Raw genomic sequence first — 13930 nt, 5'->3', positions numbered from 1 at the left:
CTCGTTGGCAAAGCAACCGTATCCGAGGGTCGCTTGAACCACAGACGCTACGGGGAGTTCCAGCGGGCGTCGACTCGAAAATGAAGTGCTTGAGGCGGTGCGCCGAGTGTTCCTGGTGGATCGGGCGCTCTAGGCGCCCGTTGCCGCCGTGCTTTTTCGCTTATTTGACGTGCATTTCCAGGGCGGCGTGCCCCGCTTTAGCACAGCCTAGTTCTGTTCCGGCCAGACGCGGAGCGGGGCGCCTTCAGCGGGCCAGAAGCGCAGCTGATCGATGTTGGAAACGTCCCACCGCTCAACTTGTGAGAGCAACTCTAAAAATTGCTGCTCCTGCTTCATGAGGTGATCAGCGCACATTTTGCGCGTGCTGCCCACCTCGCTGAAGCGGATCTGCTGGTCGTTGAGCTGGTAGTTGGCAAACCAATGGTTGCAACCGGCGTTGCCATAAGCACGGTCTTCGCTGAAGGTCAGCGAGACCGGATTGCGGCCTACCACGGGGTCGTCGCCGATCCATTCGGCGATATAGGTGACCTCATGCTGAAGAGTGAGCGGTTCGACCGAGCAGCCGCTAACAGACAACACGGCGAGGCCGGTCAATACGAGCCTTTTCATCATTTGGCCCCCTGGCATGCCGGGCACAGATGCCGGCCGGCGTCGTTCTGCCATCCCATCTCGGCGATCCGCGCTTCTGCCGCTGGGGCACGAGCGGCTTCGCCCTTGGCGGCGTCCACCGCGAACTCGAAATCGAGCTGTTTACCACAGCCGTCGCAATCGACCTGCCAGTTGAGGATCGCCAGTTCACGGAACACCGGTCCGCTCGCTACAGCCATCCATTGTCCTGGCGGGTTGATCAAATGGCGCACCTTATCGACGGTCAGACGTTGCGAGAGCTCGCGACTGCCTTTGAGCGTGACGATCAGGACATCGCCCGAGCGGACATTGCCGCCGTTGCCGGTGACCTGGTAGCGGCCCGGCGCCAGGGCGCGGCATTCGGTCAGTGTGTGTCCGGGATTGAGGAGGGTGTAACGGAAATCGTGTTCGGCCATGACTCGCGATCGATTGGAATGGGGGGAAGTTGCGATGGGCGGTAATGCTAGCACGGCAGGTAGATGGAGGCTGCGCTGGGACAAGGCGAAGCGCTCGATTGAGTCTTTCGCAGGCTGGCCTTCGAAACTACCGGAATTCTAGGTTGCCGCCCGCCAGCCCTTGATCCCAGCCTATGTAAAGAAGGGAGGAGCCGGCCGCGCGGCTGTTACCAGGTTTTGCTGGATGCCCCGACTAGCCTTTCGTCAATGCTGCGTCCCCAGACGCGGTACAAGGCCGGCGCAAGCCATCCAGACTATGGGCGCGTTTGGGCGAAAGTCTCGTCGAGGAAGCGTTGCATATCGTCCCACGAGCGCTCGTCTGCGGCTTTGTTGTACGCCACGTCCACGCCTTTTTCCTGGAACTTGTCCGCACCGGGATTGGTGAAGCCGTGCTTGGCGTCGGGCAGGTTGACGAGCTGGTAGTCGGCACCGGCCGTGACCATTTCAGAAGTCAGCGCCGCCACGTCTTCAGCACTGACCATGCTGTCTGCGCTCCCGTGTTCGACCAGTACGCGTGCTTTGACACTGCCAGGGGCGGCACGAGTTTGCGTTGCCAGTGCGCCGTGGAAGCTGACGACGCCTTCGAGCGGTACGCCCTGGCGCGCCATGTCCAGCACCACCTTGCCACCGAAGCAGTAACCGACCGCCGCAAGCTTGGCGGCGTCGGTTTGCTGTTGCTGCTTGAGCAGATCGAGGCCGGCGTTGAAGCGGGCCTTGGCCGCATCGGCATCGGCCAGCGCGGCCTGCATGAAGCTCATGGCGTCTTTGGGGTGCTCGGTGTTCTTGCCTTCGCCATACATATCAATCGCCAGCGCGCTGTAGCCAAGCTCTGCGAGGTCACGGGCGCGGCTTTTGGCGTAGTCGTTGAGGCCCCACCACTCATGAACCACCACGACGCCGGGGCGCTTGCCTTCGATGGCGTCATCGTAGGCGTAGTAACCGACCATCTTGGTTCCGTCGGCCGCGGTATATGGGATTTCCTGGGTCTGAATTTCGGCTTGGGCGAAGGCGCTGACAGCCATCAGTGCGCCGAGTAGGCGATAACGCATGGTGGACTCCTTGTTTTAGTCGACGGTCGAAGCGATCCAAATGAATAGCGGTAGTTCGACTCATGTGCAACAAGGTTGTTCGGCGCGCCTGGAGACTCGATCCGACAACGGCATTGAACAATACGTCGATCAGACGTGCGGCACGCCGGAAGAACTATAGCCCGGGTGGCGATAAACCTTCCTGCACCCGCTCGGGGCGGAGCCGATCTCCGAAGGCTGTTACCAAAACGTCACGCTACGCCACACCGTTCCGGCAGGCGATGGACGATGCCCTTGCTGTGGCTGTGGCTGTGTTAGGCTGCGCGGCTTTTTCGAGCCCGTTCCGCAGGTGACGGGCGTATGGGTAAAAAACGCATGCCTTCCGACTCGCTCGATTCCGCCCACCTAAAGCGCGGCACCCCTGCCTACCGCCGCGCCACGCTGGCGCTGTTCTGCGCCGGCTTCGCTACCTTCGCCATGCTCTATTGCGTACAGCCGCTGCTGCCGCTGCTGGCTGCGCATTTTTCCGTATCGGCAGCCAACAGTAGCCTGGCGTTGTCGTTGACTACATTGTCGCTTGCCGTTTGCCTGTTGGTTTCCGGAGGCCTGGCAGAGAGCTGGGGACGCAAGCGGGTCATGGGATTGGCGCTGACGCTGGCTTGCCTGCTTGGGCTCGGCTGCGTGCTGGTCGAGTCCTGGACATTGCTGCTTGTGCTGCGCGCCTTGCTTGGACTTGCGCTCAGCGGCTTGCCGGCACTGGCGATGGCTTACGTCGGTGAGGAATTCGCTCCCGAGTCGTTGCCAGCTGCGATGGGTTTGTACATCGGCGGGACTGCTCTTGGCGGGCTGCTGGGTAGGTTGTTGTCGGGCCTATTGAGCGATATTGGCGGCTGGCAGCTGGCGCTCGGCGGGATAGCCGGCCTGGGGCTGGTCGCGCTGGGTTTGTTTGTCTGGTTGCTGCCGGCATCGCGTCATTTCAAGGCGCAGCCCTTATCGTTGCGTCGGCTGTTGGCCAATTTCGCTCAGCACTTGAGCAACCCGATCTTGCGCAACCTGTTCTTGCAGGCCTTCCTGCTGATGGGCGGCTTCGTCGCGCTATTCAACTACATCGGTTTCCGTCTGGCCGGTGCACCGTTCGGTCTTTCTTCGACGGTAATCGGTCTACTGTTCATCGTCTATCTGGCAGGAATTTTCAGTGCCGGTTGGGCCGGGCGCCTGGTTCCGCGTCTGGGGGCCAAAGCTGTACTTCAAGGTGGTGTCGGGTTGATGTTGCTGGGGGTTGGTTTGTGTGCAACGCCCTGGCTGGTCGCGATCGTTGCGGGACTGGCGCTATTCACGCTCGGCTTTTTCGCTGCACACGCGGTGGCCAGTGGGCAGGTTGGCGCGCATGCCAAAGATGCCAAGGCACAGGCATCGGCGCTGTATCTGTGTGCCTACTACCTGGGATCGAGTGTGGTGGGCTTTGCCGCCGGCTACGTCTGGGAGCATGCAGGCTGGCTACCGCTGATGGTGGTACTGGCTGCGTTGTTCGTGATCGCGGCCTGGCGGGCGAGAAGCCTGTAGCGTGGGCAGTCGAGCTTACTCGATCCGCTGCTCGCCACTGAAAACCAGCGTGGCGCGGCAGCTGCGGCAGAAGTAACGACGCCCCTTGCGCACCAGCGCGTGGCGCTGCGGGGTGAACGGGAAGTCCTGCTTGGCACAGGCGCAGCGATAGATATAGCGGCTGACCTGCCGACGGCTTATCTCATAGTTGTGGCAACGATCAGGTGTCAGTTCGTATACGCCCTGCATGATCAATTGCCACTCTTCCCCGTGAGGACGGATCCGGCCGCCGAACATCTGATGCGCGACCAGATGCGCGACCTCATGGGCCACGGTCTGCTTGAGAAAGTGCTCGCGGTTTTCCCGGTACAACTGAGAGTTGAAACGCAACAGATTGGTACTGAGGTGGGCAACGCCGGCTTTCTGTCCGCGCAACTTGAAGCTGACCTGAGGGCGCTCGAAGCGCTTGTTGAAGAAGGCCTCGGCCTGCTGGTAGCAGGCCTCGACACGGGCATGAAGCTGTTCGGGCATAAGGACCTCCGAAGAAGCCCGGAATTATGCCGTAATACGCCAGGCTGACAACCGTTCAGAGACCGCCGGGTTCCTCCTGGGGGCGTTCCTCTTGCGTACCGTAGCTCTGGTTTTCCTGCACGGTGCGCTCGTAGTTCGGCTGGAGGAACTGTGACCAGAACAGAATCATGGACACCAGCACGGTCACTATCACCAGCAATGCGACACCCCAGATCGAGCTGGCATAGAGAAAGCTTTGCGAGCTGCGCTGACGCATGAAAGCGGGCAGACCAGTGAACAGCAGGTAAGTCGAGTAGATGCCGGCAATCAGCAGGACGATGGCCGCGAACCAGCGGTTCGGATACAGGCCCGTTACACCCGCGACCAGGAACGGAGTGATTACGTAGGCGATAAAGCCGATGCACTGGTTAAGGTTTGGCCGCACTTCGAATGCGCGGGCCATCCAGCGCACAAAAAATCCCATGATCACGGTGCCGATGATGATGGCGAGGTAGAGCAGCAGGCACAGCTGCAGCGCACTGGCGAAGTCGAGCCTCACACGCTCCGCATCTACCAGGCTCCAACCAACGAACGTGATACCGATGAACAGGCACACCGCCGGGATCAAGGCCAGCAGCAGCAAATGCATCAGATAGTGCAGGCTATGGGCATCTTCCTTCTGGCGGATGACCTCCCAGGCACGGTCCGGCCGGGTGAATAAGCTGATGAATTCTGGGGTCATGGAGCCTCCTGATGCCGATGCTTGAGCAGTGTTGTTGCTGGTATAGACGCTCAAGCGCGACAGGGATTCAAACCATGACCGCCAACGAGGCGGAAGAAAGATAGGAAATGATGGGGTGCGGAGGATGGGCTAGCCGGCGCGAGTGGATCGCGCCGGCTGCGGTCTGGGCAGGTTAGCGAATATAGATGGGGCCGACTCCCATGCCCCACATGATTACCGACAGCGCGATGATCGCCACCAGCACGACCAGTCCGACGGCCAGTATCGAGCTGGAGAACAGAAAGCCTTCGTCCGAAGGGATGTTCATGAAGGTCGGTAAGCCCACGTAGAGCAGGTAGGTCGTGTAGCAGATGGCTGCCGTGCCGATGATCATTCCCAGCCAGATATGCGGATACAGCGCGGCCAGGCCGCCGACGAACAAGGGCGTGGCGGTGTACGCAGCGAACACGACGCACTGAACGAGGGTTGGATTGGCGTCATAGGTGCGTGACATCCAATGGATGAATCCACCCATTACCGCGACGCCTGCCAGCATCGCCAGATAGGACAATAGGGTGAGTTGAAACGCGCTGCTTTCGGTGAGCTTCACCGCGTCCCCACCGCCGATGCTCCAGCCGACCTGGGTAGTGCCAATGAATGCCGATATGGCGGGTATCGCCGCGAGTATTAGCACTTCCCCAAGATGCAGGTGCCCGACGTTGCGTTCTTCCCCAGTGATTTCCTGCCATTCCTGGCCAGGGTGAGCAAACAGTCCCCAAACGTGATTGATCATGCCAGCGTCTCCTCGGTTTTGGAGGGTCGCTTCGCCTGGCGTGCCGTCAGTTGGACGGGCGTGCGACCTTAAGTCGCAGTATAGGAAGTTGACGGTACGGCGCACCGGGCACCATTAGAGCGATTGGAAGCTATCGCGTCAGCGGTAATAGCGTTCCAGTATTTCCATCGCCAGATTGATTGACTGGATCCGCGCGGTGCTGCCACCCCGGTCTGGATGATGGATGCTCACCAACTGGCGGTAGCGTCGTTTGATCGTATGCAGACTCAGCGAAGCGGCCTCCTGGTCCAGCTCGAATAGCTCGAGGGCCGCACGCTTTCGCTCCGGGTCCCAGGCTTCGTTCCGCTCGCCGACATCGTCTCCGCGCATCCGCGACCAGAAGCTTGCCAGCAGACGTTCCACTTCCTCTTCGTCCGTGTCGCGCAGGTTGGTCATGTCCAGGTAGTACTCGCGTAGCGGGTCGTTTTCGGCGACACCGCTGGCTCCGGGTACATAGGCCTGGAGCTGCACGCACAATGGCGAAATCTGAAGGTTGTGCCGGCTATCGCCCCATAATTGGTCGCGTAGACGGTACAGCGCGTTGAATACGAGAAAATGGGTGCGAAACAGCACCAGCTTGTCGAGTAGTGGCAGGTTGGGAATGTGCGTGCTGTGACGGGCCTTGAGCTGTTGAATCAGCTGGTATTCGCTGCAGCCCTCTGGCTGCTCGCGCAGCAGCGCGAAGATCTGCTCGGCCAGGTCCATCTCGGGTTCGAGGTCATCGTTCATGCTGGCAAGCCTAGCACAGCGCCAGTAGCGCAAAGAGCTGGATGGATGGGGTAGGGCGCAGCGTGCTTTGCGCGTAAAATGCGCGCCTTTCGCATTCCACCGGATTCCTGACATGGGCAACCTTTCGGTCAACCAGAACAAACTGCAGAAGCGCCTGCGCCGCCTTGCCGGCGAGGCCGTCACCGATTTCAACATGATCGAGGAAGGCGATAAGGTCATGGTATGCCTGTCCGGCGGCAAGGATAGCTACACCATGCTCGACGTGCTGCTGTACCTGCAAAAGGTCGCGCCAATCAAGTTCGAGATCGTCGCGGTGAACATGGACCAGAAGCAACCTGGCTTCCCCGAGCATGTGCTGCCGGAATACCTCAAGTCCATCGGCGTCCCGTACCACATCGTCGAAAAAGACACCTATTCGGTCGTCAAAGAAAAGATCCCGGAAGGCAAGACCACCTGTTCGCTGTGCTCGCGTCTGCGGCGCGGCACCCTCTATACCTTCGCCGACGAGATCGGCGCGACCAAGATGGCGCTCGGTCACCATCGCGACGACATCCTTGAGACCTTCTTCTTGAACATGTTTTATGGCGGGACGCTGAAGGCGATGCCGCCCAAGCTGCTCTCCGATGACGGCCGCAACGTGGTAATCCGGCCGCTGGCCTATTGCAGCGAGGCGGACATCGAAGCCTATTCGCAGATGAAGGAATTTCCGATCATCCCGTGCAACCTCTGTGGCTCGCAGGAAAACCTGCAGCGCCAGGTGGTCAAGGAAATGCTGCAGGAATGGGAGCGCAAGTCGCCAGGCCGCGTCGAGATCATGTTCCGTGCCCTGCAGAACGTGGTGCCGTCGCAGTTGGCGGATCGCAACCTGTTCGACTTTACCAGCCTGCGTATCGACGACAGCGCCACGCCACGCTTTGTCGATGTTATGAGCCTGTAAAAAGCAGCGGTGAGCTTAGAGCCACAGAGCTTCAGTCCACCACAACGTGCGCAATGAACGAACGGGTGGGCATCGATGACAGCGCGCCGCCAGGCTTCATCGATGAGCCTGTAAAAAAGCAGTGGCAAGCTCCGAGCCACAAACCGAAAGTAGACGCTTGGTAGGGTGGGCTTCAGCCCACCACAGCCCGCTCAATGACCTGGCCGGGAATGAAGCAGAACGCCGCCAATCACGCGACAAGCTTGCGGCGTGCAGCCTGCGGCAGTAAGGTTAGCGCCATTCAGGAGTTCAATATGTCCCTCAGCCTCGCTTCCCTTTTCCATGTAAACACCGGTGCCGCACGCGCCGCGCTTTTGCATGGCCAGGTGATCGGCGCTGTCGGCTATTACTTTTTTGGGTATTGGTTTAGCCACAAGCGCGCCTGATACCCCACAGGCGCCCTAGCAAGCAGGGTCGCCACCAGACAGTTTTCAAACCCCCGGTCGGCTACCCGACTGGGGGTTTGTTTTTTTCCGGCCTGAAAAGGTCACTCGAACCGAGGGCAACATCATGTACAGCTACCGCAACGATTACCGCACCTACCGCTATGACTGGCGATTTAGCCGCTTCAATGCCGCCGTTCCTACACCTATAGACCGAACACTTCGCTAGTGCCGGCGCGGCACAGATGCCGCGCCGGCCAAAAGGACCGCCAGATCATGAACGCCCCAGTTTCCGCTCACCTCGTCAGTAACACCTGCATCGCCTCTCCTGCCAGACGCAGCGCCCATCCGCTGCCCAGCCCCGCCGTACTTCGTCAGCGCCTGCCGCTCAGCGCCGCGCTCGCCGACCGAGTCCAGACCGACCGCAACGCCATCCGTGCCGTACTCAATGGCAAAGACCCGCGCCTGCTGGTCGTAGTTGGGCCGTGCTCGCTGCACGATCCTGCCTCCGCGCGCGAATACGCCGACCGTCTTGCCGAACTGGCGCCTCAGGTCGATGACCAATTGTTGCTGGTGATGCGAGCCTATGTGGAAAAACCCCGGACGACGGTTGGCTGGAAAGGGCTGGTCTACGATCCTCACCTGGATGGCAGCGGCGACCTGGCCGAAGGCCTGAGCGCGTCGCGCCGGCTGATGCTGGACATTCTTGAGCGAGGTCTGCCGATTGCGACCGAACTGTTGCAGCCCTTGGCAGCGGGTTACTTCGATGACCTGTTGGGGTGGGCTGCAATCGGTGCGCGTACCAGCGAGTCGCAGGTTCATCGCGAGCTGGTCAGCGGCCTGGACCTGCCGGTAGGTTTCAAGAACGGCACCGACGGCAGCCTGGGTATCGCCTGTGATGCCATGCGCTCGGCCGAGCACGCGCATCAGCACTTCGGCATCGACGACCTCGGTCATCCGGCGCTGCTGCAGACCCGCGGTAATCCGGACACTCATTTGGTGCTGCGTGGCGGGCACGCTGGCCCGAACTACGACGAGAACAGCGTTGCCAAGGCCCGCGACGCACTTCAGCGCCAGGGCATAGCACCGCGGATCATGATCGACTGCAGCCATGCCAACAGCGGCAAGGACCCGCTGCGCCAGCCTGCGGTGCTGGAGGCGGTTATCGATCAGCGCCTGGCTGGCGATTTCAGCCTGCGTGGCGTCATGCTCGAAAGTCATCTGTTCGATGGTTGCCAACCGCTATCCGGTGAGCTGCGCTATGGCGTCTCTATCACCGATGGCTGTCTTGGCTGGTCGGCAACCGAGGGGATGCTACGTCAGGCCGCGCACAGGCTGCGTAGATAAGCCGGACAAAAGCCCGACTGCGACGATCGGGCTTGCAGCGTAGGAGTGCCGAGGGCACCCTGTGTGGCTCGTTTCGATCGATGTGTCAGGACCCGAATGCGCGACTACAAATGGCTGCATGAATACTGTCTCAACCGTTTCGGTTCGGCGGCGGCACTGGAAGGTCGACTGCCACGGCCAAACAGCCCCGACGAACTACGCGCCGTTCCCGATGACCGTTATCTGTCACTGATCAGCCTGCGGATCTTTCGCGCCGGGCTCAAGCACAGCCTGGTGGATGCTAAGTGGCCGGCCTTCGAGGAGGTGTTTTTTCGCTTCGATCCGGAAAAGCTGGTGCTCATGGGCGGCGAGCACATCGAGCGGCTGATGCAGGATGCCCGCATCATTCGTCACCTGGGCAAGCTCAAGAGCGTGCCACGCAACGCGCAGTTCGTACTCGATGTAACCAAGGAGCACGGCAGCTTCGGCAATCTGATCGCCGACTGGCCGGTGACCGACATCGTCGGCCTGTGGCGCTACTTGGCCAAACAGGGTAGCCAGCTCGGCGGCCTATCAGCGCCGCGCTTGCTGCGCATGGCCGGTAAGGACACCTTTATTCCCAGCAACGACGTGGTGGCCGCGCTCAAAGCGCAAAAGGTGGTGGACAAGGTGCCCAGCAGCCAGCGTGACCAGGCGGCGGTACAGGCGCTATTCAATCGATGGCATGACGAGAGCGGCCGGCCGATGTGTCAGCTGTCGGCTATGCTGGCCTTTACCGTTAATCACTGAGACCGATGTGGGGCAAAATGTTCCAGCCGTGATCCTAACTAGACGCTACGGCACGCACGTCTGCCGAGCGGAAAGGCAGCGCTGATAGCGGAGGAGGGCAGAGATGGACGGGGCCATGCAGCAAATTGCCGAGGCGTTGCGACAGGCCGAGCGCATCCTGATCATCACCGGCGCCGGGCTTTCCGCCGACTCCGGATTGCCGACCTACCGTGGCGTGGGTGGGCTCTACAACGGTCACACCGAAGATGGCTTGCCAATCGAGGCGGCATTGTCTGGGCCGATGCTACAGCTCGACCCCGCCCTGTGCTGGAAATACCTGAGTGAGATCGGCCGCGCCTGCATCGCGGCCAAGCCCAACGCCGGTCACGCCGCTATTGCCGAACTGCAGCGGCGTAAACCGGGCTGTTGGGTGCTGACCCAGAATGTCGACGGTTATCACCTTGCGGCGGGCAGTCCTTCGCAGCGCCTGATTGAAATTCATGGAACGCTCGGACCGCTGTTCTGTATGACCTGTGGCGAGCCAAGCGAGGAGTTGACCGAACACCTGACCCGGCCGCTACCGCCCCGTTGCACCTGTGGCGGTGTGCTGCGGCCACCGGTTGTGCTGTTCGAGGAGATGCTGCCGGAGTCGGCGCTGGGACGTTTACGCGACGAGCTGGAAAAGGGCTTCGATGCGGTGGTCGCCGTGGGTACTTCGGCGAGCTTCGCCTATATCGTCGAGCCACTATTGCGGGCACGCCACAGTGGCGGTTTCACGGCGCAGATCGATCCGTCCGCCAGCGAGCTGTCGCTGATGGTGGATGTGCATCTCGCGGTGGGGGCGTCAGACGCTTTGCCGCAGCTAGTTCGTCACATTTTCGTCGACTGAATTTGCTCATCGCGGATGGCCGCAGGCATAGTCACGCCACTTCGACTGCTCGGCATGTCTGTTCATGCATCAACGCCTCTTTCCTCTGCTGCCTTTTGCGTTCGTCATGCTGCTGACGGCCTGTTCTGTGCAGCCTGAACGAATTGAAGCCCCGCTGGTATCGGAGGGTTTCGAGTTTGTTTTTGCCGCTTACGAATCCGGGCCGGACTCCAGCCGCCAGGGCGCAACAGAAGAGCCTTCCGAACAACAGCTCCGCGAACTGACGGATGAGCAGAGCTACGAGCTGCCGGTCCTTGCCAACAGCGTGCTCGAGCGCGGCTTTAGGCTGGTAGGGACCCCGTATCGATATGGTGGCAGCTCGACACGGACAGGGTTCGACTGTAGCGGCTTCGTCGGTTTCGTTTTTCGCAAGGAAGCCGGTCTCGACCTGCCCCGTTCCACTCGTGAAATGATCCAGCTCGAGGCACCGAGAATCGAACGCAGCGAGTTGGAACCGGGGGACGTGGTCTTCTTCAACAACCGCGGTCGTGGCCGGGTCAGCCACGCAGGCATCTACATCGGGGGCAGTCAGTTCATTCATTCATCCAGCAGCCGCAGTGGCGGCGTACGGGTGGACAGTCTGGATGACAGCTACTGGCGTGCCAGCTTCATGCAGGCCAAGCGTGTGCTGGCACTCGCCAGCGACTTGACCTCCACCTCCGTTCATCACTGAGCTCCCGGATCGAACAGCGCCGGTGTTGCATCCTCGGACGCATGCCGGCAGAGTGATGGCTCCATCGCCTGGACTGCTCTGCCATGCCCTTTTCGGCTCGTCTGCTGACCGCTCCATTAATGGCTCTGCTGCTGACTGCCTGTGCCGACCGGCAACCGGTAGAGCGCGTGGCGGAGGCTCCGATGCGCTCGCAGCAACAACCCGGCGCTGCCGAGGACGTCCTGTTCACGGCTCTAGGGTTGGTGGGTACGCCCTATCGCTACGGCGGTAACACGCCTGATAGCGGCTTCGATTGCAGCGGTTTGATCGGCTACGTATACCGGGGCGCGGCAGGGCTCGCCTTGCCGCGCACCACTCGCGAAATGAGCAATATAAGCGGCGCCACAATCAGACGTGACGCACTGCAGGCAGGCGACCTGCTATTTTTCGCCACCGGTGGCGGTCGCCGCGTTAGCCACGCGGCTATCTATGTAGGCGAAGGACGTTTCGTCCACGCCCCATCGAGTGGTGGTACGGTGCGCCTGGACAGCCTTTCCAACCGTTATTGGCAAAAGCACTATCTCAGCGCCAAGCGCATCCTCGAGCATGAGCATATCGCCCGTAATCCGTGAGTTTCGACGCAACTGGACGAGGCGTTGAGCATGCCGCCCATTCTTCGCCTGCCGGACTCTCCCGAGGTTTGTGAGCTCTGTCGGCGTCAGGCGCCGCTTACTCGCCACCATCTGATTCCCAAGGCCTTGCACGGCAAAACCTACGTGCGTAAACGCTTCGCTCGCGCGGAGCGGATCACGGCGACGCTGTGGGTGTGCCGCCCTTGCCATAACCAGATCCACCGCCTGTTCAGCGAGAAGGAGCTGGCGCTCACCTACAACAGCCGCGAGGCTTTGCTCGCTGACCCACGGCTACGCACCTTTGTCGATTGGCTGGCCGCAAAGCCGGCTGGGTTCGTCCCCAAGCATTAGACGCACTCGCCCTGATCCCGCTTGGCAGCGCGTCGGAATATTTCGAAATACCCCCGAGTTTGACATTTCGCTGATGCCGAAATACCGCGCTTTGGCTATGATCGGCGCCCCAACTTCTCGGGTGCGCGTCCTGCGCACAAGCCGTTTCCCTTTACCGTTAGGTGCCTTATGCCTGAAGTACTTCAGTACGTGCTGATCGGCCTTGCTGTGGCCGCTCTGCTCGGTGTCGTTCTGGAAGAAATAACCCATGTGAACAAAGCCAAGGTGACGCTGTTTTTCGGCACGCTGGCGTGGATGCTGCTGTTCGTGTTTTCGCCTGAAGGGATTGAGCGAGACCTCGTGCTGGAGAGCCTCAACGAGAACATCGCAGAGATCGCCGGGCTTTGGATCTTTCTGGTCGCTGCGATGACGTTCGTCGCCTATCTAAACAAGAAGGGAATGATCGAAAACCTGATCTACCTGGTGCTGCCCAAGCAGATCAGCGAACGAAAGCTGTTGTTTTTGACCGCAACGTTCTGCTTCGTGTTCTCCTCGCTGGCGGACAACATCACCGCAACCCTGGTTTCCATCACGCTGATCATGTCGCTCAAACTCAGCGCGGAAAAGACCATCAAGTACGCGGCATTGGTGGTTTTTTCGGTCAACTCGGGCGGTGTCGCGCTGATTACCGGTGACGTGACCACACTGATGATCTTCCTCGCCGGCAAGGTGAAGATTCTGCAGCTGCTACTCCTGGCCGTCCCGGCATTCCTGGCGGTGATGCTGCTGGCAACGATGCTGTCGTTTGGCATGAATGGGCAGGTTCAGGTGACGAGCCATCGCACCGATGTTCGGCGCGTCGATATTGCGATCGCTCTGATCTTTCTCGGCACCATCCTTTGCACAATCGTGGGCAATTTCTTCTTTCAGATACCGCCCGTGCTGACCTTCCTCACCGGGCTGTCGATCATGTTCCTGGTGGCGCGCTTCTTCAGCGATGACATCGAAACCGACCCGATCCTGGAGTACGTCCGCCAAGTCGAGTTCGAGACGCTGCTGTTCTTTCTCGGCATCCTGTTGCTGGTCGGCATGCTCAAGGAAATCCAGGTGCTCGATGGCCTGGTGCACATCTACGACCAGATCCCGGCGGTCATGGCTAATTACTTGATGGGCGTGCTTTCCGCTGCGATCGACAACGTGCCGCTGACCGCTGCGTTGCTGAAATCCGGTCTTGAAATGGGCGTCGCCGAGTGGATGGTGTTGACCTACTCGGTGGGTGTCGGCGGCTCGCTGCTGGTGATCGGCTCTGCCGCTGGCATCGTCGCCATGAGCAAGGTGCCGGGGCTGACTTTCGGTAGCTATCTCCGTTACAGCCTGTACCTGTTCGTTGCGTTCAACCTGGGATTTGCCGGTGTCTACCTCACCGGTCTGGTGGTCGCGGGGGCGATCGGCTGAGGTCGACATCCGCAGCGGGATGCCTGCGCGCGGCGG

At 60.6% G+C, this 13930-nt stretch carries 17 protein-coding genes; 10 read left to right on the top strand and 7 right to left on the bottom strand.

Annotation, left to right across the window (positions count from 1 at the left end; all coding sequences use genetic code 11):
• Window positions 1-207: 207 nt before the first annotated feature.
• The 3 genes from H3028_RS01105 to H3028_RS01095 form a co-directional block, all read right to left on the bottom strand.
• Entirely contained in the window at window positions 208-609 is a 402-nt protein-coding gene (locus H3028_RS01105) for an META domain-containing protein (protein WP_181295946.1), read from the bottom strand.
• The gene (locus H3028_RS01100; protein WP_181295229.1) at window positions 609-1043 is read right to left on the bottom strand and encodes a hypothetical protein; all 435 of its coding nucleotides are present in this window, start codon (window positions 1041-1043) and stop codon (window positions 609-611) included. The genes H3028_RS01105 and H3028_RS01100 overlap by 1 nt, the downstream gene beginning before the upstream one ends.
• Window positions 1044-1336: 293 nt before the next feature.
• The gene (locus tag H3028_RS01095) at window positions 1337-2131 is read right to left on the bottom strand and encodes a dienelactone hydrolase family protein (RefSeq protein ID WP_181295228.1); all 795 of its coding nucleotides are present in this window, start codon (window positions 2129-2131) and stop codon (window positions 1337-1339) included.
• 354 nt (window positions 2132-2485) lie between these two features.
• Between H3028_RS01095 and H3028_RS01090 the strand changes: the two genes are divergently transcribed.
• Window positions 2486-3673 (top strand): MFS transporter, encoded by a 1188-nt coding sequence (locus tag H3028_RS01090; RefSeq protein WP_181295945.1) that lies wholly within the window; start codon window positions 2486-2488, stop codon window positions 3671-3673.
• 15 nt (window positions 3674-3688) lie between these two features.
• Here H3028_RS01090 and H3028_RS01085 read toward each other — a convergent pair whose 3' ends face one another.
• The 4 genes from H3028_RS01085 to H3028_RS01070 all read right to left on the bottom strand — a co-directional run bounded on the left by H3028_RS01085 (window position 3689) and on the right by H3028_RS01070 (window position 6444).
• Window positions 3689-4183, bottom strand: coding sequence for a SprT family zinc-dependent metalloprotease (locus H3028_RS01085; protein WP_181295227.1), 495 nt, complete (start codon window positions 4181-4183; stop codon window positions 3689-3691).
• 55 nt (window positions 4184-4238) lie between these two features.
• Window positions 4239-4904, bottom strand: coding sequence for a Yip1 family protein (locus tag H3028_RS01080; protein WP_181295226.1), 666 nt, complete (start codon window positions 4902-4904; stop codon window positions 4239-4241).
• Window positions 4905-5076: 172 nt separating this feature from the next.
• A complete protein-coding gene (locus H3028_RS01075) occupies window positions 5077-5676 on the bottom strand; it encodes a Yip1 family protein (RefSeq protein WP_181295225.1) in 600 nt (199 codons plus the stop codon).
• A gap of 138 nt (window positions 5677-5814) precedes the next feature.
• On the bottom strand, window positions 5815-6444 hold the full coding sequence (locus tag H3028_RS01070) for a DNA-J related domain-containing protein (protein ID WP_168424592.1): 630 nt from the start codon (window positions 6442-6444) through the stop codon (window positions 5815-5817).
• Window positions 6445-6556: 112 nt separating this feature from the next.
• Here H3028_RS01070 and ttcA point away from each other — a divergent pair, with 112 nt between their 5' ends.
• From ttcA to nhaD, 9 genes are all read left to right on the top strand, one after another.
• On the top strand, window positions 6557-7381 hold the full coding sequence (gene ttcA, locus H3028_RS01065) for a tRNA 2-thiocytidine(32) synthetase TtcA (RefSeq protein WP_181295224.1): 825 nt from the start codon (window positions 6557-6559) through the stop codon (window positions 7379-7381).
• A 293-nt stretch (window positions 7382-7674) separates the two neighbouring features.
• Entirely contained in the window at window positions 7675-7806 is a 132-nt protein-coding gene (locus H3028_RS21140) for a hypothetical protein (RefSeq protein ID WP_258237660.1), read from the top strand.
• Window positions 7807-8079: 273 nt separating this feature from the next.
• Window positions 8080-9150, top strand: a complete 1071-nt coding sequence (locus H3028_RS01060; RefSeq protein WP_181295223.1) for a 3-deoxy-7-phosphoheptulonate synthase — start codon at window positions 8080-8082, stop codon at window positions 9148-9150.
• 96 nt (window positions 9151-9246) lie between these two features.
• A complete protein-coding gene (locus tag H3028_RS01055; RefSeq protein WP_181295222.1) occupies window positions 9247-9918 on the top strand; it encodes a DNA-3-methyladenine glycosylase I in 672 nt (223 codons plus the stop codon).
• Window positions 9919-10021: 103 nt separating this feature from the next.
• A complete protein-coding gene (locus tag H3028_RS01050; protein ID WP_181295221.1) occupies window positions 10022-10786 on the top strand; it encodes an NAD-dependent deacylase in 765 nt (254 codons plus the stop codon).
• 64 nt (window positions 10787-10850) lie between these two features.
• On the top strand, window positions 10851-11498 hold the full coding sequence (locus tag H3028_RS01045; RefSeq protein WP_181295220.1) for a C40 family peptidase: 648 nt from the start codon (window positions 10851-10853) through the stop codon (window positions 11496-11498).
• A gap of 83 nt (window positions 11499-11581) precedes the next feature.
• Window positions 11582-12109: a C40 family peptidase gene (locus H3028_RS01040; RefSeq protein WP_181295219.1), complete on the top strand. Its 528-nt coding sequence runs from the start codon at window positions 11582-11584 to the stop codon at window positions 12107-12109.
• 30 nt (window positions 12110-12139) lie between these two features.
• Window positions 12140-12460, top strand: a complete 321-nt coding sequence (locus H3028_RS01035; protein WP_181295218.1) for a hypothetical protein — start codon at window positions 12140-12142, stop codon at window positions 12458-12460.
• A 168-nt stretch (window positions 12461-12628) separates the two neighbouring features.
• Window positions 12629-13894, top strand: coding sequence for a sodium:proton antiporter NhaD (gene nhaD / locus H3028_RS01030; RefSeq protein ID WP_181295217.1), 1266 nt, complete (start codon window positions 12629-12631; stop codon window positions 13892-13894).
• The last annotated feature ends 36 nt before the right edge of the window (window positions 13895-13930 follow it).

It is taken from the genome of Pseudomonas sp. Q2-TVG4-2 (assembly GCF_013620795.1).
GTDB lineage: Bacteria > Pseudomonadota > Gammaproteobacteria > Pseudomonadales > Pseudomonadaceae > Stutzerimonas.
The sequence above is the reverse complement of the archived record's forward strand: the minus strand, read 5'-3'. Positions and strand labels throughout refer to the sequence as shown.